Origin of the sequence: Actinopolymorpha cephalotaxi (assembly GCF_013408535.1) — a bacterium.
In the GTDB taxonomy this organism is placed as follows: Bacteria; Actinomycetota; Actinomycetes; order Propionibacteriales; family Actinopolymorphaceae; genus Actinopolymorpha; species Actinopolymorpha cephalotaxi.
Genome location: NZ_JACBZA010000001.1, coordinates 4,839,056 through 4,862,346, shown reverse-complemented (window position 1 = coordinate 4,862,346; position 23,291 = coordinate 4,839,056). Strand labels below are relative to the sequence as shown.

Genomic DNA, 23,291 nt, shown 5'->3' with positions numbered 1-23,291 from the left:
GAAGCTGAGAGCCATGGGCATCGAAGAGAAGCTGCCCGCCGGGGTCGCCCTGACCACGGTCGAGGGCATCGTGGGCTACTTCCGCAAGGCGTCGGTGTGGCCCGCGACGTTCGGTCTGGCCTGCTGTGCCATCGAGATGATGACCACCGGCGGTCCCCGCTACGACACCGCCCGCTGGGGCATGGAGGTCTTCCGTGCCTCCCCGCGTCAGGCCGACCTGATGATCGTCGCCGGCCGGGTGAGCCAGAAGATGGCCCCGGTGCTGCGCCAGATCTACGACCAGATGCCCGAGCCCAAGTGGGTGCTGGCGATGGGCGTGTGCGCCTCCAGCGGCGGCATGTTCAACAACTACGCGATCGTGCAGGGCGTCGACCACGTCGTCCCGGTCGACATCTACCTGCCCGGCTGCCCGCCGCGGCCGGAGATGCTGCTGGACGCGATCCTCAAGCTGCACGAGAAGATCCAGGCCGGGAAGCTCGGCGTGCACAAGCGGCAGGAGCTCGAGGAGCACGAGAGCCTCGCCCTCGAGGCCGCGCCGACCTCGCAGATGAAGGGGCTGCTTCGGTGAGCGACGAACGACGGCCTGCCGGCGGGCAGCAGCCCGACGACGCGCAGGAGAACCTCCCGAGCCGCAGGGAGCCGACACCTCCGGAGGTGATCGGCGTACGCCACGGCTCGTTCGGTTCGCACGGCACCGGTGACACCTCCGGCTACGGCCGGCTGGTGCGCACGGTCGCGCTGCCCGGCGGAACCGCACCGCCCTACGGCGGCTGGTTCGACGAGCTGGCCGAGCGGCTGGACTCCGCGCTGCCGGACCATGGCGGCCCGGCGTTCGAGGAGGCGATCGAGAAGGTCGTCGTCGACCGGGGCGAGATCACGTTCCACGTCCGGCGCACGCACCTGCTGAGCGTCGTACGCACCCTCCGTGACGACCCCGCGCTGCGGTACGAGTTCTGCAGCGGGGTCTCCGGCGTGCACTACCCGGGCGACACCGGGCGCGAGCTGCACTCCGTCTACCACCTGCTCTCCATGACCCACAACCGCCGGATCCGGCTCGAGGTGAGCTGCCCCGACGCCGACCCGCACGTTCCGTCGGTCGTCGGCGTCTACCCCACCGCCGACTGGCACGAGCGCGAGACGTACGACTTCTTCGGCATCGTCTACGACGGGCACCCGGGGCTGACCCGGATCGAGATGCCCGACGACTGGCCGGGGCACCCGCAGCGCAAGGATTACCCGTTGGGCGGCATTCCCGTCGAGTACAAGGGCGCGACCATTCCGCCTCCGGACGAGCGGAGGTCATACAGCTGATGACTACGCAACAAGAGCACACCCAGCACTCCGAGCAGCAGGACCCCTACGCCGGCAGCCGGGACACCACCGAGGGCCAGGTCTTCACCGTCACCGGTCAGGACTGGGACTCCGTGGTGCAGGGCGCCGCCGAGGCCGACGACGAGCGCGTCGTGGTCAACATGGGCCCGCAGCACCCGTCCACGCACGGCGTCCTCCGGCTGATCCTGGAGCTGGACGGCGAGACCGTGAAGGACATGCGGTGCGGCATCGGCTACCTCCACACCGGTATCGAGAAGAACATGGAATACCGGACGTGGACGCAGGGCGTCACGTTCTGCACCCGGATGGACTACCTCTCGCCGTTCTACAACGAGGCCGCCTACGTCGGCGCGATCGAGAAGCTGCTCGGCATCGAGGACGACATCCCCGAGCGGGCCCAGGTCCTCCGCGTCCTGATGATGGAGCTCAACCGGATCTCCTCCCACCTGGTGGCGATCGCCACCGGCGGCATGGAGATCGGCGCCCTCACGGTGATGACGATCGGCTTCCGCGAGCGGGAGAAGACGCTCGACCTGTTCGAGCTGATCACCGGCCTGCGGATGAACCACGCGTACATCCGTCCCGGCGGTGTGTCCCAGGACCTCCCCGACGGGGCCTTGGACGCCATCCGCGACTACATCGTGTGGATGCGCAAGCACCTGCCCGAGTACGCCGCGCTGTGCAACGAGAACCCCATCTTCAAGGGCCGCCTGGCCGGCAACGGCTACCTCGACCTCACCGGCTGCATGGCGCTCGGCGCCAGCGGTCCGGTGCTGCGGGCGACCGGCTACCCGTGGGACCTGCGCAAGACCCAGCCGTACTGGGGTTACGAGACCTACGACTTCGAGGTGAAGACGTGGGACACCTCCGACTCCTACGGCCGGTTCCGCATCCGGCTGGACGAGATGCACGAGAGCCTGAAGATCGTCGAGCAGTGCGTCGAACGCCTGGAGACGCCCGGCCCGGTGATGATTGCCGACAAGAAGATCGCCTGGCCCAGCCAGCTGGCGATCGGCTCCGACGGCATGGGCAACTCCCTCGAGCACATCAAGCACATCATGGGCGAGTCGATGGAAGCGCTCATCCACCACTTCAAGCTGGTGACCGAGGGCTTCCGCGTGCCGGCCGGCCAGGCCTACTTCGCGGTGGAGTCCCCCCGCGGGGAGCTGGCCTGTCACCTGGTGTCCGACGGTGGAACCCGCCCGTTCCGGGCCCACTTCCGGGACCCGTCCTTCGTCAACCTGCAGACCGCGGCGGCCATGTGTGAGGGCAGCATGGTGGCCGACGTCATCGTCGCGGTCGCGAGCATCGACCCCGTGATGGGTGGAGTGGACCGTTGATCACCGAGAAGACGCGTGCGGAGATGCGGGAGATCATCGCGCGCTACCCCCAGCCGCGTTCGGCGCTGCTGCCGATGCTGCACCTCGTCCAGAGCGAGGAGGGCTTCGTCAGCCCCGACGGCATCGAGGTGTGTGCCGAGCTGCTCGACATCACCGCGGCCGAGGTCGCGGCGGTGGCGACCTTCTACACCATGTACAAGCGCCGCCCGGTCGGTGACTACCACGTCGGCGTGTGCACCAACACGCTGTGCGCGGTGATGGGCGGCGACCAGATCATGGCCGGGCTGAAGGACCACCTCGGGATCGGCAACGACGAGACCACCGAGGACGGCAAGGTCACCCTCGAACACGTCGAGTGCAACGCCGCCTGCGACTTCGCCCCCGTGGTGATGGTCAACTGGGAGTTCTTCGACAACATGACCCCCGACCGGGCCCGCAAGCTCGTCGACGACCTGCGGGCCGGCACCGAGGTGGAGGCCGACCGGGGTGCGCGGGTGTGCACCTGGCGGCAGGCCGAGCGGGTGCTGGCCGGCTTCCCCGACGGCCGTGCGGACGAGGGTCCCTCGGCCGGTGAGGCGTCGCTGGTCGGTCTGCGCCTCGCGCACGAGCGCGGCTGGACCGCCGGCGGCAACGTCGCCACGGCGGCACCCGACCTGACCACCCGGGGTTCCACTCCCGCAGAGGCGACCCGGACCGCCGCCGAGACCGACACGACCCGCGCCGAGAGCGAGTCGCGGGCCGCCGAGGCCGGCGTCGGTGGCGGCGGCAAGGGCCCGGGCAACCGGCCCGAGACGCCCGAGAGCGGTGCGGAGAACGCCGACAACGCGGGCCGTGCCGACGGTGCCGACGGTGAGAGGGGACAGCGATGACCGATCCGCTGACGCCGGTACTCACGGCCAACTGGGGCCGGCAGGGTTCGTGGACCATGCGCGCCTACGCCGACCAGGGCGGGTACGAAGCGCTCAGGCAGGCGTTCGGCCGCGAGCCCGAAGAGGTCGTGGCCATGGTCAAGGACTCCGGCCTGCGCGGCCGGGGCGGCGCCGGCTTCCCCACCGGGATGAAGTGGGGCTTCCTGCCGCCGCTCGGTGACAAGCCGCGCTACCTCGTCGTCAACGCCGACGAGTCCGAGCCGGGCACCTGCAAGGACATCCCGCTGATGATGGCCAGCCCGCACACGCTGGTGGAGGGCGTCATCATCTCGGCGTACGCCATCCGCGCGCGGCAGGCGTTCATCTACGTACGCGGCGAGGTGCTGCACGTCATCCGCCGGCTGCAGCAGGCGGTGCAGGAGGCCTACGCCGCGGGCTACATCGGCCGCAACATCCTCGACACCGGCTACGACCTCGACGTCGTGGTGCACGCGGGCGCGGGCGCCTACATCTGTGGTGAGGAGACCGCCCTGCTCGACTCCCTGGAGGGTCGCCGGGGTCAGCCTCGGCTGCGGCCGCCCTTCCCGGCCGTCGCGGGTCTGTACGCCTCGCCCACTGTCATCAACAACGTCGAGTCCATCGCCTCGGTTCCGGCGATCGTCGCCAACGGACCGGAATGGTTCGCCGGCATGGGGACCGAGAAGAGCAAGGGCCACGTCATCTACTCCCTGTCCGGGCACGTCGAGCGGCCGGGACAGTACGAAGGGCCGCTGGGCATCACCCTGCGCGAGCTGCTGGACCTGGCCGGCGGGATCCGCGCCGGGCACCGGCTGAAGTTCTGGACGCCGGGCGGGTCCTCCACGCCGATGCTCACCGACGAACACCTCGACGTGCCGCTCGACTACGAGGGGATGATGGGCGCCGGCAGCATGCTCGGCACCCGCGCCCTGCAGATGTTCGACGACACCACCTGCGCGGTGCGGGCGGTGCTGCGGTGGACGGAGTTCTACAAGCACGAGTCGTGCGGCAAGTGCACTCCCTGCCGGGAGGGCACCTGGTGGCTGGTGCAGATCCTCGAACGCCTGGAGCGGGGCGAGGGGAGCACCGACGACCTGGAGACGCTGCTCGACCTGTGCGACAACATCGCCGGCCGGTCGTTCTGCGCCCTGGCCGACGGCGCCGTCGCCCCGATCATGTCGTCCATCAAGTTCTTCCGCGACGATTACGTCGCGCACTTCGAACACGGCGGGTGCCCGTTCGACCCGGCCGCCGCCACGTTGTTCGGGGCCGAGACTGCGACCGCAGGAGTTGGCGTATGACAGTGCAGGCGTCCGACCAGACGTCGGCCGAGGTGGAGAACCTCGTCACGCTCACCATCGACGACGTCAAGGTGAGCGTGCCGAAGGGCACCCTGGTGATCCGGGCCGCGGAGATGATCGGGGTGCAGATCCCGAGGTTCTGCGACCACCCGCTGCTGGACCCGGTGGGTGCCTGCCGGCAGTGCCTGGTCGACATCCCCGACGCGGGCAACGGCCGCGGCTTCCCCAAGCCGCAGGCCTCCTGCACGATCGAGGCCGCCGAGGGCATGGTCGTCAAGACCCAGTTGACATCCGGTACGGCGGACAAGGCGCAGCAGGGAATCATGGAGTTCCTGCTGATCAACCACCCGCTGGACTGCCCGGTCTGCGACAAGGGCGGCGAGTGCCCGCTGCAGAACCAGGCGATGAGCAACGGCCGGCCGGAGAGCCGCTTCACCGAGGTGAAGCGCACCTACCCCAAGCCGATCAACATCTCCAGCCAGGTGCTGCTCGACCGCGAGCGCTGCGTCCTGTGCGCGCGGTGCACCCGCTTCTCCAAGCAGGTGGCCGGCGACCCGTTCATCGAGCTGCTCGAGCGCGGCGCGCTGCAGCAGGTCGGCATCTACGAGAAGGAGCCGTTCTCCAGCTACTTCTCCGGCAACACCATCCAGATCTGCCCGGTCGGCGCGCTCACCAGCGCGCAGTACCGCTTCCGCTCGCGTCCGTTCGACCTGGTGTCCACGCCGGGCACCTGCGAGCACTGCTCCAACGGCTGCTCGATCCGTACCGACCACCGGCGCGGCAAGGTGATGCGCCGGCTGGCCGGCGACGACCCCGAGGTCAACGAGGAGTGGATCTGCGACAAGGGCCGGTTCGGTTTCCGGTACGCCGCGACCACCGACCGCCTCACCCACCCGCTGGTCCGCGACGAGGACGACGGTGAGCTGCGCCCGGCCTCGTGGTCGGAGGCGTTCCGGGTGGCCGCCGAGGGGCTGGCCGCCGCCCGCGGCCGCACCGGTGTGCTGACCGGCGGCCGGGTGACGCTGGAGGACGCCTACGCGTACTCCAAGTTCGCCCGGGTGGCGCTGAACACCAACAACGTCGACTTCCGTTCCCGGCCGCACTCCCACGAGGAGGCGGACTTCCTCAGCGCCGCCGTCGCCGGCTCCGGCCTCGGCGTGACCTACCGCGACCTGGAGCGCGCGAGCGCGGTCCTGCTGGTCGGCCTGGAGGTCGAGGAGGAGGCGCCGATCGTCTTCCTGCGGCTGCGCAAGGCGGTCAGCAAGGGCGGCACCACCGTCACCTCGATGGCGCCGTACACCACGTCCGGGCTGGAGAAGCTGTCCGGCTCGCTGCTGCGGGCCGCACCCGGCACGGAGGCGGAGTTCCTGGACGCCCTCAGCGTGAGCGGCACGGACAGCGGTCTGGACGAGGCCGGCCGAGCCGCCGCCGAGGCGCTGCGCGGCCCGAACGCCGTGATCCTGGTCGGGTCCCGCCTGGCCGCGTCCTCCGGTGCCCTGTCGGCCGTACTCCGGCTGGCCGAGGAGACCGGTGCGCGGCTGGCCTGGGTTCCCCGCCGCGCGGGTGAGCGCGGCGCGGTGGACGCGGGCTGCCTCCCGCACCTGCTGCCCGGTGGCCGGCCGAGCTTCGACGCCGCCGCCCGGGTCGACGTGGCCGCGGCGTGGGGCGTCGGCGAGCTGCCGATCGAGCCCGGCCGGGACGCCTCGACCATGCTCACCGAGGCCGCCGACGGCGAGCTGGGTGCGCTGGTGGTCGGCGGCGTGCAGATCGACGACCTGCCCGACCCGGCCGCCGCGCGCGCCGGGCTGGAGCGAGCCGCGTTCGTGGTCAGCCTGGAGCTGTCCCCGACCGAGGTCACGAAGTACGCCGACGTGGTGTTCCCGGTCGCCGCGGTGGCCGAGAAGGCCGGCTCGTTCGTCGACTGGGAGGGCCGCGCCCGCCCGTTCGAGCGGGCACTCGCCGAGGGCGGGCAGCAGCCCGACCTGTGGGTGCTGGCCGGCCTCGCCGACGAGCTCGACGCGCCGCTCGGCTTCACCACCGTCGAGGGCGCCCGCGCCGAGCTGACCGAGCTGGGCGCCTGGGACGGCACCCGCGCGGTGCCGCCGCGGCTGCCCGCACCCGAGCCCGCCCAGCCGAGCGCGGGCGAGGCGGTCCTCGCGACCTGGCCGCAGCTGATCGACGACGGCGCCCTGCTGGCCGGAGAGCCCAACCTCGCCGGCACCGCCCGCCCGGTGCGGGCGCGCCTGTCCGCGACGACCGCGACGGCCCTCGGGGTCGTCGAGGGCGACGCGGTAGAGGTCTCCACGACCCACGGCCGGCTGCACCTGCCGGTCGAGGTCGCCGACCTGCCCGACCAGGTGGTGTGGGTTCCCACCCACTCCACGGGGTCGCACGTGTACGACACGCTCGGCGCCGACGCCGGCGCGCTCGTGGACGTCGCCCGGGCCGAGCGGGCACCTCAGCCGGTCGACAGCACCGCGACGGACCATCAGTCTCCGAACGGGTCGGCCGCCGGCTCGACCGCCAGTCAGGGAGGTACGGCATGACCACCGCTGTGCTGCCACTCGCCGCCGGTGAGCTGGCGGCGTTCGGCAAGGACCCGTGGTGGATCGTCCTCATCAAGGCGCTCGGCATCACGGTGCTGCTGCTGGTGTTCACGATCTTCAACGTGTGGTTCGAGCGCAAGGTCGTGGCCCGGATGCAGCACCGCACCGGGCCCAAGGTGCACGGCCCCTTCGGTCTGCTGCAGAGCCTCGCCGACGGCGTCAAGCTGTCGCTGAAGGAGACGATCAAGCCGAAGAACGTCGACACCGTGATCTACGTGATGGCGCCGGTGATCTCCGCGGCGATGGCGTTCACGGCGTTCTCGGTGATCCCGCTCGGGCCCGAGGTGAGCATCTTCGGACACCGCACGCCGCTGCAGCTGACCGACCTTCCGGTCGGGGTGCTGCTGGTGCTCGCGGTGGCCTCGCTCGGCATCTACGGCATCGTGCTCGGCGGCTGGTCCTCCGGTTCGACGTACCCGCTGCTGGGTGGTCTGCGCTCGTCGGCGCAGATGATCTCCTACGAGGTCGCGATGGGCCTCGCGTTCGTCGCGGTGTTCCTCTACTCCGGCTCGATGTCGACGTCGGAGATCGTGAACGCGCAGGCGCACGGCAGCGCGGCGCACATCTTCGGGCTGACCATCCAGCTGCCCAGCTGGTACGCCATCGTGCTGCTCCCGTCGTTCCTCATCTACCTCGTGTCGATGGTGGGCGAGACCAACCGGGCGCCGTTCGACCTGCCGGAGGCCGAGGGTGAGCTGGTGGCCGGCTTCGCCACCGAGTACGCCTCGATGAAGTACCTCCTGTTCTTCCTCGCCGAGTACGTCAACATGGTGACGGTCTCCGCGCTGGCGACCACGCTGTTCCTCGGCGGCTGGCGGGCGCCGTGGCCGCTGTCGATGTGGTCGGGTGCCAACGAGGGCTGGCTGCCGTTCGTGTGGTTCATCGGCAAGGTGCTGGTCTTCATGTTCGTGTTCATCTGGCTGCGCGGGACCCTGCCGCGGTTCAGGTACGACCAGTTCATGCGACTGGGCTGGAAGTTCCTGATCCCGATCGCGCTGGTGTGGACGGTCTTCGTGGCGACCGCGCGGGCCACCCTGAGCGCGGGCTACCAGCGCCAGTTCTTCTACGGCATCGGCGCGGTGATCCTCGTGGTCCTGGCGCTGTCCTTCGTCTACGACGCGAGGGCGGCCCGCAAGGAGCAGGCGGAGGAGGCCGCGAGGGAGGAAGCCGACCGGGTGGACTTCGACCCGTTCAGCGGTGGATACCCTGTCCCGCCGATGCCCGGACAGAAGGTGCCCGGTCTGCAACCCGCCGCGGTGGCCGTGTCCGCCGACGCGGGCGCCGCCCGCGAGACCGGGCCAGGCGGTTCGGGCACCGCCGGCCGATCGACAGACAGCGCAGGCCAGGAGGACTCCCGTGGCTAGTCTCAAGCAGCAGCTCTGGGACCCGATCGCAGGGTTCGGGGTGACCTTCACGACGATGTTCCGGAAGGTCTTCACCGAGCAGTACCCCTTCGAGAAGAAGCCCACCGCGCCGCGGTTCCACGGCCGGCACCAGCTCAACCGCCACCCGGACGGGCTGGAGAAGTGCGTCGGCTGTGAGCTGTGCGCCTGGGCCTGCCCGGCCGACGCGATCTACGTCGAGGGCGCGGACAACACCGAGGGCGGCAGGTTCTCGCCCGGTGAGCGGTACGGCCGCGTCTACCAGATCAACTACCTGCGCTGCATCCTCTGCGGGCTGTGCATCGAGGCGTGCCCCACCCGGGCGCTCACGATGACCAACGAGTACGAGCTCGCCGACGACAACCGCGCCGACCTGATCTACGAGAAGAAGGACCTGCTCGCACCGCTCCTGCCCGGCATGGAGGAGCCGCCGCACGAGATGCGGCTCGGTGACGACGAGAAGGACTACTACATGGGCGCCGGCCTGCCCGGCTGGTCCGGCCGGGGCGGGTCCGAGCAGGACGAGAAGGACACGAAGGACGGGAACGACACGAACGTGGAGAGCGAGGCGGCGCACTCATGACCGCGACGTTCTGGGTGCTGGCACCGATCGCGGTGCTCGCCGCCCTGGGCATGGTGCTCGTCCGGAAGGCGGTGCACAGCGCGTTGCTCCTGGCGGCGGTGATGATGTGCCTCGCCATCATGTACGCCAGCCTGGACGCGCCGTTCCTGTTCGCCGTCCAGGTGATCGTCTACACCGGCGCCATCCTGATGCTGTTCCTGTTCGTCCTGATGCTGGTCGGCGTGGACGCGTCCGACTCGGTGGTGGAGACCCTGCGCGGGCAGCGGTGGATGGCGGTCGGGGGTTCCCTGCTGTTCGGGATCCTGATCCTGGTCGCACTCGGCCAGGTCACCCTGGGCAAGCCGGTCGGCCTGGCCGCGGCCACGCCCGACGGCAACGTCCCCGGTCTCGCGTCGCTGCTGTTCTCCAAGTACGTCTTCGCGTTCGAGGTCACCAGCGCCCTGCTGATCACCGCGGCCGTGGGTGCGATGATCCTGGCCCACCGCGAGCAGCTCACCGAGAAGGTGACCCAGAAGCAGCTGGCCGAACAGCGGTTCCGGTTGTACGCCGACAAGGGCCGCCACCCCGGTCAGCACCCGGCGCCCGGCACGTTCGCCCGGCACAACGCGGTCGACACCCCGGCCCTGCTGCCGGACGGGACCGCGGCGCAGTCCTCGGTCTCCCGGGTGCTCATCGCCCGGGGCACGGTCCGCGACCCCGAGCGCTACACCAACCAGGTGCCCGGCCTCGAGCCGTACACCGGCACGCCGCAGCCGCGGGCAACCCGCGGCGCCGACGGCCGCCCGACCGACGAGACGGCCGCCGAGAACGGCACCGACTACTCGGGGACGGCGCACAACGGCAACGGCACGGCCGGCTCCCACGAGGGCGGTTCACCCGAAGGCGGTTCCTCCCGAGGCGGTACTTCCCACGGAGGTGACGCATGACCGCCGGTCCCTACATCGTGCTGTCGGCGCTGCTGTTCACGATCGGTGCGCTGGGCGTGCTCGTACGCCGCAACGCGATCGTCGTGTTCATGTGCGTCGAGCTGATGCTGAACGCCGGCAACCTGGCGTTCGTGGCCTTCGCCCGCCAGGTCGGCAACCTCGACGGGCAGGTCGTGGCGTTCTTCGTGATGGTGGTGGCCGCCGCCGAGGTCGTCGTCGGTCTGGCGATCCTGATGACCATCTTCCGGACCCGTCGCTCGGCCTCGGTCGACGACGCGAGCCTGCTGAAGTTCTGATGCGGCCGACACCCGACCACGGCCCCGAGCGGCCCGTTTCGATCCGAGAGGCGAGACTCACGTGACCACCCCTGTGAGCGCCCTGGCGCTGGCCGGCGAGCAAGCGGCCCACGCGAGCGGCGTCTTCTCGCTGCTGTGGCTGATCGTCGCCATCCCGGCGGTCTCGGCAGCGGTGATCCTGCTGAGCGGCCGGGCCGGCAACGCCTGGGGACACCTCCTCGGCTGCGCCGCACCGATCGCGTCGTTCGTGCTCGGCGCGGTCATGTTCTTCTCCATGGTCGGCCGCGGCCCGGAGGACCGGGCGGTCGCCCAGCAGCTGTACACGTTCATCCCGCTGCCCGGCTACCACGTCGAGGCGGGGCTGCTGCTGGACCAGCTGTCGGTGTGCTTCGTCCTGCTGATCACCGGCGTGGGCAGCATCATCCACATCTACTCCCTCGGCTACATGGCCCACGACGAGCGGCGGAAGAGGTTCTTCGGATACCTCAACCTGTTCGTCTCGGCGATGCTGCTGCTGGTGCTGGCCAACGACTTCCTCGTGGTCTTCATCGGCTGGGAGGGTGTCGGCCTGGCGTCGTACCTCCTGATCGGCTTCTGGCAGCACAAGCACTCCGCGGCGACGGCGGCCAAGAAGGCGTTCGTCGTCAACCGCGTCGGTGACGTCGGCCTGTCGCTGGCGGTGATGTTGATGCTGGCGACGTTCGGCACCTCCTCGTTCGCCGGTGTCTTCTCCCACGTGGGCGCCGCCGGCACCGGCATCGCCACCGCGCTGGGATTCCTGCTGCTGCTGGGCGCGTGCGGGAAGTCCGCGCAGTTCCCGCTGCAGTCCTGGCTGCTGGACGCGATGGAGGGCCCGACCCCGGTGTCGGCGCTGATCCACGCCGCGACGATGGTGACCGCGGGCGTCTACCTCGTCACCCGCTCCAACGCGATCTTCGACCAGGCGCCGGTCGCGCAGACCGCGGTCGTCCTCGTCGGCACGATCACGCTGCTGATGGGTGCGGTCATCGGTTGCGCGAAGGACGACATCAAGAAGACGCTGGCCGGCTCCACGATGAGCCAGATCGGCTACATGATGCTGGCTGCCGGGCTCGGGCCGGTGGGGTACGCCTTCGCGATCTTCCACCTGCTGACGCACGGCTTCTTCAAGGCCGACATGTTCCTCGGCGCCGGCTCGGTGATGCACGGCATGAACGACGAGGTGAACATGCGCCGGTACGGCGCCCTGCGGAAGTTCATGCCGATCACCTTCGGCACGTTCTTCGTGGGATACCTCGCGATCATCGGCATCCCGCCGTTCGCCGGGTTCTTCAGCAAGGACAAGATCATCGAGGTGGCGTTCGCCTCGAACTTCTGGATCGGGCTCTGCGCGCTGCTCGGCGCCGGCGTCACCGCGTTCTACATGACCCGGCTGGTCTACATGACCTTCCTCGGTCACAAGCGCTGGGCCAAGGACACGCACCCGCACGAGTCGCCGTCGGTGATGACCGTCCCGCTGATCCTGCTGGCGTTCCTCAGCCTCGTGGGTGGTGCCGGCCTGGCCTACCTCGGCGGCGGGATCGTGAAGTGGCTGGAGCCGGTCGTCGGTGAGAAGGAAGCCCACCTGCCGTTCCCGCTGGTCCTGCTGACCATCGTCACCCTGCTGGTGGTGCTGCTCGGCATCGCGGTCGCCTGGCTGTTCGTGGCCCGCCGCGAGGTGCCGACGGTCGCGCCGGTCAAGGTCTCGCCGATCACCACCGCCGCCCGTCGCGACCTGTACGGCGACGCCGTCAACGAGGTCGTCCTCATGCGTCCCGGTCAGGAGGTGACCCGCGGGATGGTCGGCTTCGACAACCGCGGAGTCGACGGCGTGGTGAACGGCCTCGCCGCCTTCTTCGGTGGCGTGTCCGGCCGGGTCCGGCGGGTCCAGACCGGCTTCGTCCGTTCGTACGCACTCGTCATGATCGGGGGCGCCGCCCTCGTCGTCGTGTCCATGCTGTTGGTGAGGCTGTCGTGAACAACTTCCCTTGGCTGACCGTCATCGGCGTGCTCCCCGCCGTCGGGGCGCTCGTCGTGGCGCTGCTCCCGAAGGGGCGCGACCTGCTCGCGAAGCAGACCGCGCTTGCCTTCTCCACGGTCGCACTCGTGCTCGCCGTGGTGATGGCGGTGCGGTTCGACCCGGCGGCCGCGAGCGGCGGCAGGTTCCAGTTCGCCGAGCAGCACAGCTGGATCCCGCAGTTCGGCGTCCACTACGCCCTCGGCCTGGACGGCATCGGCCTGGTGCTGTTCCTGCTCACCGCGCTGCTCACGCCGGTGGTGATCCTGGCCTCGTGGAACGACGCCGACGCACCGGCCCGGGCGGCGGGCGCGGCGGTCGACGTGACCGGGCAGCCCACCGACGCCGAGCAGCCGGAGCGCGAGCGCAGCAGCGTGAAGACGTTCTTCGCGCTGATGCTGGCGCTGGAGACGCTGGCCCTCGGCGTGTTCGCGGCCACCGACGTGTTCTTGTTCTACGTGCTGTTCGAGGCCACGCTGATCCCGATCTACTTCCTGATCGGCCGGTTCGGCGGTCCGCGCCGCAGCTACGCCGCGGTGAAGTTCCTGATCTACAGCCTCGTCGGCGGCCTGCTGATGCTGGCCTCGGTGATCGGCCTGTACGCCCTGTCGACCGTGCAGACCAAGGGCGACCCGTCGTTCCTGCTGCACTCGCTGACCGAGCTGAACATCGACCCGGCCACCCAGAAGTGGCTGTTCGCCGGGTTCTTCATCGCGTTCGCGATCAAGGCGCCGATGTGGCCGCTGCACACCTGGCTGCCCGACGCCGCCCGGGAGGCGACCCCCGGCACCTCGGTGCTGCTGGTGTCGATCCTGGACAAGATCGGCACGTTCGGGATGATCCGGCTGTGCCTGCAGCTGTTCCCGGAGGCCTCGCAGTGGGCCACCCCGGCGATCATCGTGCTGGCGGTGATCAGCGTGATCTACGGCGCGGTCCTCGCGATCGGGCAGAAGGACATCAAGACGGTGATCGCCTACAGCTCGGTCTCCCACTTCGGGGTGATCGTGCTCGGCATCTTCGCGATGACCAGCCAGGGCCAGACCGGCGCGACGCTCTACATGCTCAACCACGGCCTGTCCACGGCGGCGCTGTTCCTGGTCGGCGGCTACCTCATCAGCCGGCGCGGCTCGTCGCGGATCGCCGACTTCGGCGGGGTGGACAAGGTGGCGCCGGTGCTGTCCGGCACGTTCCTGTTCGCCGCCCTGTCCGGGCTCGCGCTGCCCGGGCTGGCGCCGTTCGTCAGTGAGTTCCTGGCACTGGCGGGCACGTTCAAGCGGTACGAGGTGGCGGCGATCATCGCCACCTGCAGCATCATCCTGGCTGCGCTGTACATGCTGATCCTCTTCCAGCGCACGATGACCGGCCCGACCGCCGCGGCGGTGGCGAAGATGCCCGACCTGCGTGGCCGGGAGAAGCTCGCGATCGCTCCGCTGGTCGTACTGATCATCGCGCTCGGGGTGTTCCCCAAGCCGGCGCTCGATGTCATCTCACCCGCTGTCGACGCGACGATGAAGCGGGTCGGTGTCACCGACCCGGCACCCAAGGTCCCCGTCACGGCTCCTTCGGAAGGTACGAAGTGACTCCGATCATCCTGGCCCAGGAGTTCAAGAGCCCGACGATCGAGTACGCCAAGATCGCGCCGCTGCTCATCATCTTCGGCGTGGCGATCGTCGGCATTCTCATCGAGGCGTTCCTTCCGCGCAGGCTGCGCTACGCCGCCCAGGTGACGGTGACGCTGCTCGCCCTGGTGGCGGCACTCGCCACCACCATCGGGCTGGCCGGCACGTCGCAGGTGGCCGCCGAGGGGGCGGTCGCGGTCGACGGCTTCACGCTGTTCCTGTGGGGCACCGTGCTGGTGATGGCGATCATCTCGGTGCTGCTGCTGGCCGAACGCGCCGTCGACGGCGGCGTGACCGCGTTCGCCGCGCAGGCCTCGGCACTGCCCGGGACGGAGGCCGAGCGGGAGTCGCTGGGCCGCCGGCTGGAGCAGACCGAGGTGTTCCCGCTGTTCCTGTTCGCGGTCAGCGGCATGCTGCTGTTCCCGGCTGCCAACGACCTGTTGACGATGTTCGTCGCGCTCGAGGTGCTGTCGCTGCCGCTGTACCTGCTGTGCGGGCTGGCCCGCCGGCGCCGGCTGCTGTCGCAGGAAGCCGCGATGAAGTACTTCCTGCTCGGCGCGTTCGCCTCGGCGTTCTTCCTCTACGGCATGGCGATGCTGTACGGCTTCGCCGGCACCATCAGCTTCGGCGGCATCGCCACCGCGGTGGGCGCCAAGGTCGGCACGGACGGCCTGCTGCTGGCCGGGACCGCGCTGGTCGCGGTGGGGCTGTTGTTCAAGATCGGCGCCGCGCCGTTCCACATGTGGACGCCGGACGTCTACCAGGGTGCGCCGACCGCGATCACCGCGTTCATGGCGGCCTGCACGAAGATCGCCGCGTTCGGCGCCCTGCTGCGGCTGTTCTACGTCGCTCTCGGCGCCGCCCGCTGGGACTGGCAGCCGATGATCTGGGTCGTCGCCATCCTCACGATGGCGGTCGGCGCGGTGCTGGCTCTCACCCAGACCGACATCAAGCGGATGCTGGCGTACTCCTCGATCGCCCACGCCGGCTTCCTGCTGGTCGGGTTCGTCGGGGTACGCGAGGCGATCTCGGCCAACCTGTCCGGCGTGCTGTTCTACCTCGCCGCGTACGGCTTCGCCACGATCGGCGCGTTCGGCCTGGTGACGCTGGTCCGCGACGCGAGTGGCGAGGCGACCCACCTGTCCCGCTGGGCCGGGCTCGGCCGGCGGTCCCCGCTGCTGGCCAGTGCGATGGCGCTGTTCCTGCTCGCGTTCGCCGGAATCCCGCTGACCAGCGGTTTCATGGGTAAGTGGGCAGTGTTCAGCGCCGCGTGGCAGGGTGGTGCGTGGCCGCTGGTCGTGTTCGGCGTGCTGGCCAGTGTCGTGGCCGCGTTCTTCTACGTCCGGGTGATCGTGGTGATGTTCTTCTCCACGCCGGCCGCGGAGGGACCGACCATCGCGGTGCCCAGCATCTTCACGTCCGTCGCGGTCGCGGTCGGTGTCGCCGCCACGCTCGTGCTCGGCCTGCTGCCGGGTCCGCTGCTGGACCTCGCGGCGCGCGCCGCCCACCTGGTGGGCTGAGCCGGGCGGCCAACCCGTTCGGTCTGGAGCAGTGCGACACTCGGAGGGAGGGGACGTCGATGAGCATGGCCGGTCTCACGTTGCCTTCGGTCGACGGCGACCTCGACCTTCGGGTACGCCGCCGGCTGGCCGAGGTCGAGGACGAGCTGGACCGGGTGGCGGCCAGCGAGTTCGGCTTCGTCACCGAGGCGGCCCAGCACCTGATCCACGCAGGTGGCAAGCGGTTCCGGCCGCTGCTGGTGGTGCTGGGGGCGGAGTTCGGCAAGCCCTCCTCCTCGGCCGGCGACGTGGTGGCGGTGGCCACCGCGCTGGAGCTGATCCACCTGGCGACGCTGCACCACGACGACGTGATGGACGAGGCGGCGCTGCGCCGCGGCGCCCCGAGCGCGAACGCCCGGTGGGACAACACCGTCGCGATCCTCACCGGCGACTACCTCTTCGCCCGGGCCTCGGACCGGATGGTCGACCTCGGCCTGGAGGCGGTCCGCATCCAGTCGCAGACGTTCGCCCGGCTGGTCGAGGGGCAGATCCGGGAGACGCTCGGGCCGACCGAGGACGAGGACCGGCTCGAGCACTACCTCGCCGTACTCGCCGACAAGACCGGCTCGCTGATCGCCACCTCGGCGCGGCTCGGGGCCAAGGTCGCCGGCGCCCCGGGCGACATCGAACGCGTGGTGACGGAGTTTGGCGAGAAGATCGGGATCGCGTTCCAGCTCTCCGACGACGTGATCGACATCGCCAGCGACGCGGACCAGTCCGGCAAGACACCCGGCACCGACCTGCGCGAGGGCATCCCGACGCTGCCGATGCTGCTGGCGCAGCGGTCCACCGACCCGGCCGACGCGCGGCTGCTGGAGTTGCTGTCCGGCCCGCTGCCCGACGACGCCCGGCACGCCGAGGCGCTGTCCCTGCTGCGGGCGCACCCGGCGATGGACCAGGCCCGGGCGATCGTGCAGCAGTGGGCCGACGAGGCCCGGGCGACGCTGGGCTACCTGCCCGACCTTCCCGCCCGGGACGCGCTGGCCGGGCTGTGCGACCTCGTGGTCTCGCGTACCGGCTGAGGGTCTCCCGCCGAGCTCACACCGCCGAGGCCGGGTCGCGCCGCGCGAACGTACCTTCCCGCCGCATCGCGTGCCAGCGCAGCGGGGCACCCGCCACCGCCGTGACCACCGACTGGATCACCACGAGGTACATCAGCTGGCGGTAGACGAACTGCTGCAGCGGCAGCGTCCACAGGGGCGTGAGGCGTTCCCCGTCCAGCCGGAGCGCGTACGCCCCCACCAGCGCCTGCACCGCCACGAACGCGGCCCACACCCCGACCACCCGCACCGCCTCGCCGAAGAACAGGCCGTACAGCGCGAACACGTCGACGGCCGGAGCCAGCAGCGGCAGCGCGACCTGGAAGACCGCGAGGTAGGGAAGCGCCCGGCGGCCGAACCGTCCCGAGGGTCCGCGTTCGACGAGCGCGCGGCGGTGCTTCCACATCGACTGCAACGTCCCGTAGCACCAGCGGTAGCGCTGCCGCCACAGCTGCCGCAGCGAGCTGGGCGCCTCCGTCCAGGCCACCGCGGTCTCCTCGTAGACCACCCGCCAGCCGGCCCGGCACACCGCCATCGTCAGGTCGGTGTCCTCGGCCAGGGTGTCGACGCTCACCGGGCCGGTCATGGCGTACGTGCTCCCCGGCCCGGCGGGGTCGGCCGCGTCGGCCAGCGCCTGCCGGCGGAACGCACCGATCGCGCCCGGCACGGTCGGCATGCACTCCAGCACGTCGTACATCCGCCGGTCGAGGTTGAAGCCGACGACGTACTCGATCTGCTGCCAGCGACCCAGGATCCCGCCCGTGTTGCCCACCTTGGTGTTGCCGCTGACCGCTCCGACGGTGGGGTTGGCGAACGCGGCGACCAGGTGGGCGATGGTGTCCGGCTGGAACACCGTGTCGCCGTCGACCAGGACCAGGATCTCGTGCCGGGCGTACGCGATGCCGGTGTTGAGCGCGGCCGGCTTGCCGGCGTTGGCCTGGGAGAGGACCGTCACCCCGGGCAGGTCGAGCTCACGGGCGATCCGGGCGGTGTCGTCGGTCGAGCCGTCGTCGACCACGACCACCTCCACCGGACCCGGGTAGGTGGTCCGCACGAGTGAGCCGACCGTCGCGGCGATGCCGGCCGCCTCGTTGTACGCGGGCACGACGACCGAGACCGGCGGGTAGTACCACTCCGGTTCGTTGGCCGGTGGCCGGCGACGGTTGCGGCGGGCCCGGCCCACGTGCAGCCGGGCGATGGCGGCCAGGATCACCACTCGGCCCACGGTGAGCACGCCGGCGGCGGCCAGTGCGTAGGTGAGCCCGACCGCCGCGATCCGGCCGGCCTGCTGGGCGGCGACGACGGTGCCTCCCGCGATGCGTTCCGGGAGGCTCACCGGCACGGCCGTGTGCCGCAGGTGCAGCGCGTCGGAGACGGTGGTGACGCGGTATCCGCGCTCGTCCAGGCGGGTCAGCAGGGTGTCCAGGGCGGCGACGGTCCTGGACCGGTCACCGCCGCCGTCGTGCATCAGAACGATCGCGCCCCGCTGTCCGGACGGCGTTGCCCGCGCCACGATCTGGCCCTCGGTCAGGCCGGACCAGTCCTTGGTGTCGCGGTCGGCGAGCACCACGAGGTAGCCGGCCCGCCCGGCGTCTCGCGCCGCGGCGTAGTCGGCGCCGGTGAGCTCGGTGGGCTTGGCGGAGTACGGCGGCCGCAGCAGGTGCGTGTGCAGGCCGAGCGAGCCGGCGAGGGCCTTCTGGGTCAGGCCGAGTTCCAGCCCGCGCTGCCAGGTGGGCGTACGGGCGAGGTCGACGTGGGTGTACGTGTGCGACCCGACCTCGTGCCCCTCGGCCACGATCCGCCGGGCCAGCGCCGGGTGGGCGGCGACCTTGGAGCCGAGGACGAAGAACGTCGCCCTGGCCCGGTGGCGGCGCAGCACCTCCAGGATCCGCGGCGTCCATCGCGGGTCCGGCCCGTCGTCGAAGGTGAGGGCGACGGTGCGGTCGGGCATCGCCGCGGCGTTCGGACGGTCACCGCTGAGGTCGAGGACCGGCCGGTCGTCCCGCAGGACCTCCCGCGGGGCCCGATCGCCGCCGGCCGTCGTCCGTGGCGCGCCGGTGACGTCGTTCCAGCTGCGCTGGACGTACCCCTGCACCAGCAGGACGCCGACCAGGGTGGCCAGCAGCAGTCCCACCAGGAGCCAGTGGTGGCGGGGTTCGCGGATCCGTAGGTGCCTGGCCACGTCAGCGGGGGGCTACGGCTTGGGCCGAGGCGTGGGGGAGTGTGACTCTCGCCCGCGCGGCTTCGAGGTCGGCGTCGGCGTGTTGCTGCGGCGTGGCGTCGCGGTCGGCGTGGGAGTCGGTGTGGGCGCGGACGTGCGGGTGGGCACCGGCGTCGGCGCGGGTCGCGTGGTCGGCGCCCTCGTGACGGTGGGCGTGGGCCGGGGAACCGGCCGGGTCGCTGTCGGGAGGGGCGACGGCGTGGCCTTGTCGGTGGTGCGGGCGTCCGGCGCCGGGGACCGCGTCTTCCGGGTGCGTTCGGACACCTGCGAACTCGTGGAAGGGGACGGCGTGGGCGTCGCCGTGCGTTCCGGCACCGAGGCGGGCCGGCCGAGGCTCCACGGCGTCGACGGCAGCCCCGACCCGCTGATCAGGCTGATGCACAGCAGCGCCAGCGACACCACCACGACCCCGCCGAGGATCAGCCCCGCCCTGCGGACACGACGATGTCGGCGTCCGGAGTCGTCCACGAACACCGCGTGTTTTCCGCCTGGTCGGTTTGGCACGGCGGCCCAGTGTAGGAGTGGTTGGACCGGTTTGGCACGGTCGGACTCCCGGAGTTGGTCAAGGGCGACTCTGAGCCAACAGGCGTCGCCGTAGCGTGGCCAGTTCCTCGGGCGTGTCCACGTCGTCGGGCGCGCCGGCGCCGTCGCAGGGAACCCTCGTGACGATCCCCTGGTGCGCGCGAAGGTAGGCCCGGGCGCCGGTGTCCCCGGACGCCTTTGCGGCGACGTCGGCCCAGCTGGCCCGGGCGAGCAGCACGGGATTGCGGGGCTTTCCGTCGTACGTCGCGACGGCGGCGACCGCCTCTGCTGAGCCGACTGAGTCGGCTGAGCTGCTGTCGTACACCTGCCGCAGCCGGCGAACAACCTCGGGGGTGACCAGCGGCTGGTCCACCAGGGCGACCACGACCGCCTCGGCCTCCGGCGGCAGGGAGGCGAGGCCCGCACGCAGGGACGACGCGAGGCCGGTACGCCAGTCCCGGTTGTGTACGACGGTCGCGCCGGTCAGGTCGGCGGTGGCGAGCACCTCGTCGTGGGCCGCGCCCAGGACGACGTGGACCGGCGCGCAGCCGCCGGCGGTCAGGGTGCCGAGCCCGCGCTCGACGAGCAGCCGCTCGCCGAGGTCGACCAGCGCCTTGGGACGGCCCAGCCGCTTCCCGGCGCCGGCGGCGAGGAGCAGCCCGGCCACAGTCATGACGTCACCGTAGCCGCAGCGGGTCCTCCGACTGCGCCGCCGACTGTGCCGCCGACTGTGCCGCCGACCGTGGGTCGAGCAGGACCTCGGTGACCGACCGGCCGGGCACGAACGACCGCGCGTCGTCACACAGCGGGACCCAGGTGTCCGTACCGGGCCGGCCGGCGGACAACGTGCCGTGGTCGAGCAGGGCCATGTTGTGGCGGTGCTCGGCGGCGGTGGTGCCGCCCCGCACGCGATCACGGGACACGAACCGGTAGCGCGCGCCGTCCGGGTCGGCGATGCCGATCGAGTCGGCGGTGCCGGCCGTGCCTGTCATGTCGACCATGTCGACCACGACCCGGCCGTCCGCGGTGAGCGAGATCGCCACCCGGTCCCGTTCGAACCGCCCCAGCATGGTGCGCTTGCGCGGCGTCGCGTCCGGGTCGTAGGGGTCGAGTTCGACCAGCCAGCCGAACCGGTGGGCCTCGTGCGGGTCCACGTCGGCGCCGGTGTGGATGGCCCGCTCACCGTGCAGCGTCGTACCCCAGTGCGTCACGGCCAGGCACCGGCGAGCCGACGTGCCCACCACGCGGCGGCCGGAGGGGTCGGCGACGGTACGCAGCAGCCGGTGCCCGGCGGCCGGCCCGGTGAGGACGAACGGCGCCGTCTCGGTGAACCGGCGGTTGTACGGCCGGTCGCCGGAGGTGACCTCCTGCCACTGCCCGGCCGGGTCGTCGGGGCCGGCCCGCCGGACCGCCACCACGGACAGCTCGCAGAGTCCGGTCAGGGCGCCGGCGGACGCACCGGCCGCCTCGCGCCCCACCACCATCAGGGCCTGGCCGGCGCCGCGGTGGCAGCTTCGGCCGCTCGACCACTCCAGCGGCAGTACGGCCGTGCCGTCACCGGCGGAGCCGGGCACCGAGGCCCGCGAGAACTGCCGCGGCAGCAGGGACGACAGGGGGTTCATCCGGGCGCCTCCAGGTCGGATCGGGGTGACACCGATCGCGACGGTAGGCGCCCGTGGCAGCCGGCCAACGGCGCGAAGCTGAACGGACGGGGTCGTGCCGGCGTACCCCTAAAGACGTACCCCTACTGGCGTACCCCGTCGACGTAGGTCTGGACCGCCTCGGCGTAGAACGACAGGTGATCCCTGATCTGCGCCACGTCCTCGATCGGCTCGGGGTAGGCCCAGGCCACGTCCCCGGCCGACTCGTCGTCGGCGAACGCCCAGTACGACGCGACCCCCTTGAACGGGCAGGTCGTGTGCGAGTCGGTGGCCGCCATCAGGTCCGCCCGTACGTCCTCGGCGGGGATGTAGAGGCGGTCGGCCAGCCCGGTCTCGGTCAGCACCAGCGCCCGGTCGGTCTCCGCGACGACCTGGCCGTCGCGTTCGATCCGCACGTGCCGGTTGCTCGGGGCGACGCTGACCTGGTGGAAGTTGCGTACGGCCACGGTGATCTCCGTCCTGGCTATGGGGCTGTGGGGCTGTGGGGTTGTGGGGTGCGCTTCCCCCTCCACCGTACGGGCGGGTGCGAGCAGGCGTGGTGGGGAGCGGAGGTCGGACCGGATGTCCGCGACCGGTCCGATTCGCCCCACTGTGTGGGCACCCACGCCGGGGTCGGTCTCGTTGTCCGGACGGAAGCAGACCGCGAACCAGGCAGGCACGGGGAAGGTGGGCGATGCTGAAAGTCATCGGTGCGGGGTTCCCGCGGACCGGCACCACGTCGATGAAGGCCGCGCTGGAGCAGTTGGGCCTGGGCCCCTGCCACCACATGTTCGAGGTGATCCAGTCTCCGGCGCAGCAGGGGAAGTGGCGGCAGGTCATCGAGAGCGACGGCCGGGCCGACTGGGGCTGGGCGCTGGAGGGCTACCAGTCGTCGGTGGACTGGCCGAGTTCGTACTACTGGCGGGAGCTGATGGCCGCCTACCCGGACGCCAAGGTGCTGTTGACGGTGCGCGACCCGCACCGGTGGTATGCCAGCGTGCGCGACACGATCTTCACCTTCACCCGCGAGGGCGCGCGCGCCGAGCAGGCGGGGCAGCGGCCGCCGAACCCGATCGCGCCGGTGCTCGGCCGCCTGTGGGCCGGGACGTTCGGTGAGCAGATGGGGGAGGAGATGCCGGCCGAGGACCACGCGGTGGACGTGTTCGAACGCCACATCGCGACCGTACGGGAGACCGTGCCCGCCGACCGGCTGCTCGTGCACGAGGCACGCGACGGGTGGGAGCCGCTGTGCGACTTCCTCGGCGTGCCCGAGCCGGACTCGGGCTACCCGCACCTGAACGACGGCGACACGATGCGGCGGATGGCCGAACGCGCGCGCACCGGCGACATCCCCGACGGCCTCACCCTGGAGGACCTGCGCAAGTCCGGCTCCTGAGGCGTCAGACGCGTTCGAGCGGGTGGTGGGGTGGCGGCGGAAGGGTGACCACGATCGGGTCGCCCGGCGCCACCTCGCCGCCGGTCCGCACGATGCCCATGATGCCGGCGCGGCGGACGATCGAACCGTCCTCGGCGCGGCCCACCATCCGGGCGAGCAGTCCGGTGCGGAAGTTCTCGATCTGCACGCAGGGGTTGCGCAGGCCGGTCACCTCGACCTCGGCCTCGTCGCCGAGCCGGAGCAGCGTGCCGGTCGGCAGGCCGAGCAGGTCGACGCCCTCGGTGGTGACGTTCTCCCCGAGCTGACCCGGCGCCACGTCGTACCCCTCCGCGTTGACCTCGGCGAGGAGTTCGGCGTGGATGAGGTGGACCTGGCGGAGGTTCGGCTGGGTCGGGTCCTGGGCCACCCGAGAGCGGTGCTTCACGGTCGTACCCAGGTGCGCGTCGCCTTCCACGCCGAGTCCGGCGAGCAGCCGGATGCGGTCGCGGCCCGGCTTGTTGAACGTGTGCTTCCCGCTGCTGCTGACCGCTCGTACGACACCGTTACCGATGCTCGCCTCACCGGGCGCACCCGTCGCGTTCAGGTCCATGCGTTCCGCCCCTCGTC

At 71.1% G+C, this 23,291-nt stretch carries 20 protein-coding genes and 1 pseudogene; 15 read left to right on the top strand and 6 right to left on the bottom strand.

What is annotated here, in order from left to right; all coding sequences use genetic code 11:
• Nucleotides 1–13: 13 nt before the first annotated feature.
• From FHR37_RS21415 to FHR37_RS21350, 14 genes and pseudogenes are all read left to right on the top strand, one after another.
• Nucleotides 14–568 carry a NuoB/complex I 20 kDa subunit family protein gene (locus FHR37_RS21415; RefSeq protein WP_092882388.1) on the top strand — a complete coding sequence of 185 codons (555 nt, stop codon included), beginning with the start codon at nt 14–16 and terminating at the stop codon, nt 566–568.
• Complete coding sequence (locus FHR37_RS21410) at nt 565–1,311, top strand: NADH-quinone oxidoreductase subunit C (protein WP_092882389.1); 747 nt, start codon at nt 565–567, stop codon at nt 1,309–1,311. The genes FHR37_RS21415 and FHR37_RS21410 overlap by 4 nt, the downstream gene beginning before the upstream one ends.
• Nucleotides 1,311–2,672 (top strand): NADH-quinone oxidoreductase subunit D, encoded by a 1,362-nt coding sequence (locus FHR37_RS21405; RefSeq protein ID WP_092882390.1) that lies wholly within the window; start codon nt 1,311–1,313, stop codon nt 2,670–2,672. Before FHR37_RS21410 ends, FHR37_RS21405 begins: the two co-directional genes overlap by 1 nt.
• A gap of 23 nt (nt 2,673–2,695) precedes the next feature.
• Nucleotides 2,696–3,364: pseudogene (nuoE, locus tag FHR37_RS21400) on the top strand (NADH-quinone oxidoreductase subunit NuoE); the annotation flags it as partial.
• Nucleotides 3,365–3,537: 173 nt separating this feature from the next.
• The gene (nuoF, locus tag FHR37_RS21395) at nt 3,538–4,860 is read left to right on the top strand and encodes an NADH-quinone oxidoreductase subunit NuoF (RefSeq protein ID WP_092882391.1); all 1,323 of its coding nucleotides are present in this window, start codon (nt 3,538–3,540) and stop codon (nt 4,858–4,860) included.
• Nucleotides 4,857–7,406, top strand: coding sequence for an NADH-quinone oxidoreductase subunit G (locus FHR37_RS21390; RefSeq protein WP_092882392.1), 2,550 nt, complete (start codon nt 4,857–4,859; stop codon nt 7,404–7,406). Before nuoF ends, FHR37_RS21390 begins: the two co-directional genes overlap by 4 nt.
• The gene (nuoH, locus tag FHR37_RS21385; RefSeq protein ID WP_092882393.1) at nt 7,403–8,830 is read left to right on the top strand and encodes an NADH-quinone oxidoreductase subunit NuoH; all 1,428 of its coding nucleotides are present in this window, start codon (nt 7,403–7,405) and stop codon (nt 8,828–8,830) included. The genes FHR37_RS21390 and nuoH overlap by 4 nt, the downstream gene beginning before the upstream one ends.
• Complete coding sequence (gene nuoI, locus FHR37_RS21380; protein WP_202817967.1) at nt 8,823–9,431, top strand: NADH-quinone oxidoreductase subunit NuoI; 609 nt, start codon at nt 8,823–8,825, stop codon at nt 9,429–9,431. The genes nuoH and nuoI overlap by 8 nt, the downstream gene beginning before the upstream one ends.
• Nucleotides 9,428–10,357, top strand: a complete 930-nt coding sequence (locus tag FHR37_RS21375) for an NADH-quinone oxidoreductase subunit J (protein ID WP_092882394.1) — start codon at nt 9,428–9,430, stop codon at nt 10,355–10,357. Before nuoI ends, FHR37_RS21375 begins: the two co-directional genes overlap by 4 nt.
• A complete protein-coding gene (gene nuoK / locus FHR37_RS21370) occupies nt 10,354–10,653 on the top strand; it encodes an NADH-quinone oxidoreductase subunit NuoK (RefSeq protein WP_092882395.1) in 300 nt (99 codons plus the stop codon). Before FHR37_RS21375 ends, nuoK begins: the two co-directional genes overlap by 4 nt.
• Before the next feature lie 82 nt (nt 10,654–10,735).
• On the top strand, nt 10,736–12,649 hold the full coding sequence (gene nuoL, locus FHR37_RS21365) for an NADH-quinone oxidoreductase subunit L (protein ID WP_092882493.1): 1,914 nt from the start codon (nt 10,736–10,738) through the stop codon (nt 12,647–12,649).
• Complete coding sequence (locus tag FHR37_RS21360; RefSeq protein WP_092882396.1) at nt 12,646–14,268, top strand: NADH-quinone oxidoreductase subunit M; 1,623 nt, start codon at nt 12,646–12,648, stop codon at nt 14,266–14,268. The genes nuoL and FHR37_RS21360 overlap by 4 nt, the downstream gene beginning before the upstream one ends.
• A complete protein-coding gene (nuoN, locus tag FHR37_RS21355; protein WP_092882397.1) occupies nt 14,265–15,827 on the top strand; it encodes an NADH-quinone oxidoreductase subunit NuoN in 1,563 nt (520 codons plus the stop codon). The genes FHR37_RS21360 and nuoN overlap by 4 nt, the downstream gene beginning before the upstream one ends.
• A 59-nt stretch (nt 15,828–15,886) precedes the next feature.
• Entirely contained in the window at nt 15,887–16,888 is a 1,002-nt protein-coding gene (locus FHR37_RS21350) for a polyprenyl synthetase family protein (RefSeq protein WP_092882398.1), read from the top strand.
• A 16-nt stretch (nt 16,889–16,904) separates the two neighbouring features.
• Here the strand turns inward: FHR37_RS21350 and FHR37_RS21345 are convergent, their stop codons facing one another.
• The 5 genes from FHR37_RS21345 to FHR37_RS32640 form a co-directional block, all read right to left on the bottom strand.
• Entirely contained in the window at nt 16,905–19,088 is a 2,184-nt protein-coding gene (locus FHR37_RS21345; protein WP_092882399.1) for a bifunctional polysaccharide deacetylase/glycosyltransferase family 2 protein, read from the bottom strand.
• A 12-nt stretch (nt 19,089–19,100) separates the two neighbouring features.
• A complete protein-coding gene (locus FHR37_RS21340; protein ID WP_139238865.1) occupies nt 19,101–19,631 on the bottom strand; it encodes a hypothetical protein in 531 nt (176 codons plus the stop codon).
• A gap of 58 nt (nt 19,632–19,689) precedes the next feature.
• Nucleotides 19,690–20,322: a nucleotidyltransferase family protein gene (locus tag FHR37_RS21335; protein ID WP_175542413.1), complete on the bottom strand. Its 633-nt coding sequence runs from the start codon at nt 20,320–20,322 to the stop codon at nt 19,690–19,692.
• A gap of 4 nt (nt 20,323–20,326) precedes the next feature.
• The gene (locus FHR37_RS21330) at nt 20,327–21,271 is read right to left on the bottom strand and encodes a PhoX family protein (protein ID WP_092882401.1); all 945 of its coding nucleotides are present in this window, start codon (nt 21,269–21,271) and stop codon (nt 20,327–20,329) included.
• Between the two features lie 122 nt (nt 21,272–21,393).
• Nucleotides 21,394–21,969, bottom strand: a complete 576-nt coding sequence (locus FHR37_RS32640; protein ID WP_202817968.1) for a DUF427 domain-containing protein — start codon at nt 21,967–21,969, stop codon at nt 21,394–21,396.
• A gap of 14 nt (nt 21,970–21,983) precedes the next feature.
• On the opposite strand from FHR37_RS32640, the gene FHR37_RS21320 reads away from it, so the two are divergent.
• Entirely contained in the window at nt 21,984–22,685 is a 702-nt protein-coding gene (locus FHR37_RS21320; protein ID WP_175542414.1) for a sulfotransferase family protein, read from the top strand.
• A gap of 4 nt (nt 22,686–22,689) precedes the next feature.
• Here FHR37_RS21320 and FHR37_RS21315 read toward each other — a convergent pair whose 3' ends face one another.
• Complete coding sequence (locus FHR37_RS21315; RefSeq protein WP_092882403.1) at nt 22,690–23,274, bottom strand: MOSC domain-containing protein; 585 nt, start codon at nt 23,272–23,274, stop codon at nt 22,690–22,692.
• Between the last annotated feature and the right edge of the window lie 17 nt (nt 23,275–23,291).

Excerpts from the sequence above, each read along its gene's own strand:
- FHR37_RS21415 (WP_092882388.1), top strand. The coding sequence starts at position 14 with ATGGGCATCGAAGAGAAGCTGCCCGCCGGGGTCGCCCTGACCACGGTC.
- FHR37_RS21390 (WP_092882392.1), top strand. The coding sequence starts at position 4,857 with ATGACAGTGCAGGCGTCCGACCAGACGTCGGCCGAGGTGGAGAACCTC.
- FHR37_RS21405 (WP_092882390.1), top strand. The coding sequence starts at position 1,311 with ATGACTACGCAACAAGAGCACACCCAGCACTCCGAGCAGCAGGACCCC.
- FHR37_RS21315 (WP_092882403.1), bottom strand. The coding sequence starts at position 23,274 with ATGGACCTGAACGCGACGGGTGCGCCCGGTGAGGCGAGCATCGGTAAC.
- FHR37_RS21335 (WP_175542413.1), bottom strand. The coding sequence starts at position 20,322 with ATGACTGTGGCCGGGCTGCTCCTCGCCGCCGGCGCCGGGAAGCGGCTG.
- nuoH (WP_092882393.1), top strand. The coding sequence starts at position 7,403 with ATGACCACCGCTGTGCTGCCACTCGCCGCCGGTGAGCTGGCGGCGTTC.
- FHR37_RS21375 (WP_092882394.1), top strand. The coding sequence starts at position 9,428 with ATGACCGCGACGTTCTGGGTGCTGGCACCGATCGCGGTGCTCGCCGCC.
- nuoK (WP_092882395.1), top strand. The coding sequence starts at position 10,354 with ATGACCGCCGGTCCCTACATCGTGCTGTCGGCGCTGCTGTTCACGATC.
- nuoF (WP_092882391.1), top strand. The coding sequence starts at position 3,538 with ATGACCGATCCGCTGACGCCGGTACTCACGGCCAACTGGGGCCGGCAG.
- FHR37_RS21330 (WP_092882401.1), bottom strand. The coding sequence starts at position 21,271 with ATGAACCCCCTGTCGTCCCTGCTGCCGCGGCAGTTCTCGCGGGCCTCG.
- FHR37_RS21320 (WP_175542414.1), top strand. The coding sequence starts at position 21,984 with ATGCTGAAAGTCATCGGTGCGGGGTTCCCGCGGACCGGCACCACGTCG.
- FHR37_RS21350 (WP_092882398.1), top strand. The coding sequence starts at position 15,887 with ATGAGCATGGCCGGTCTCACGTTGCCTTCGGTCGACGGCGACCTCGAC.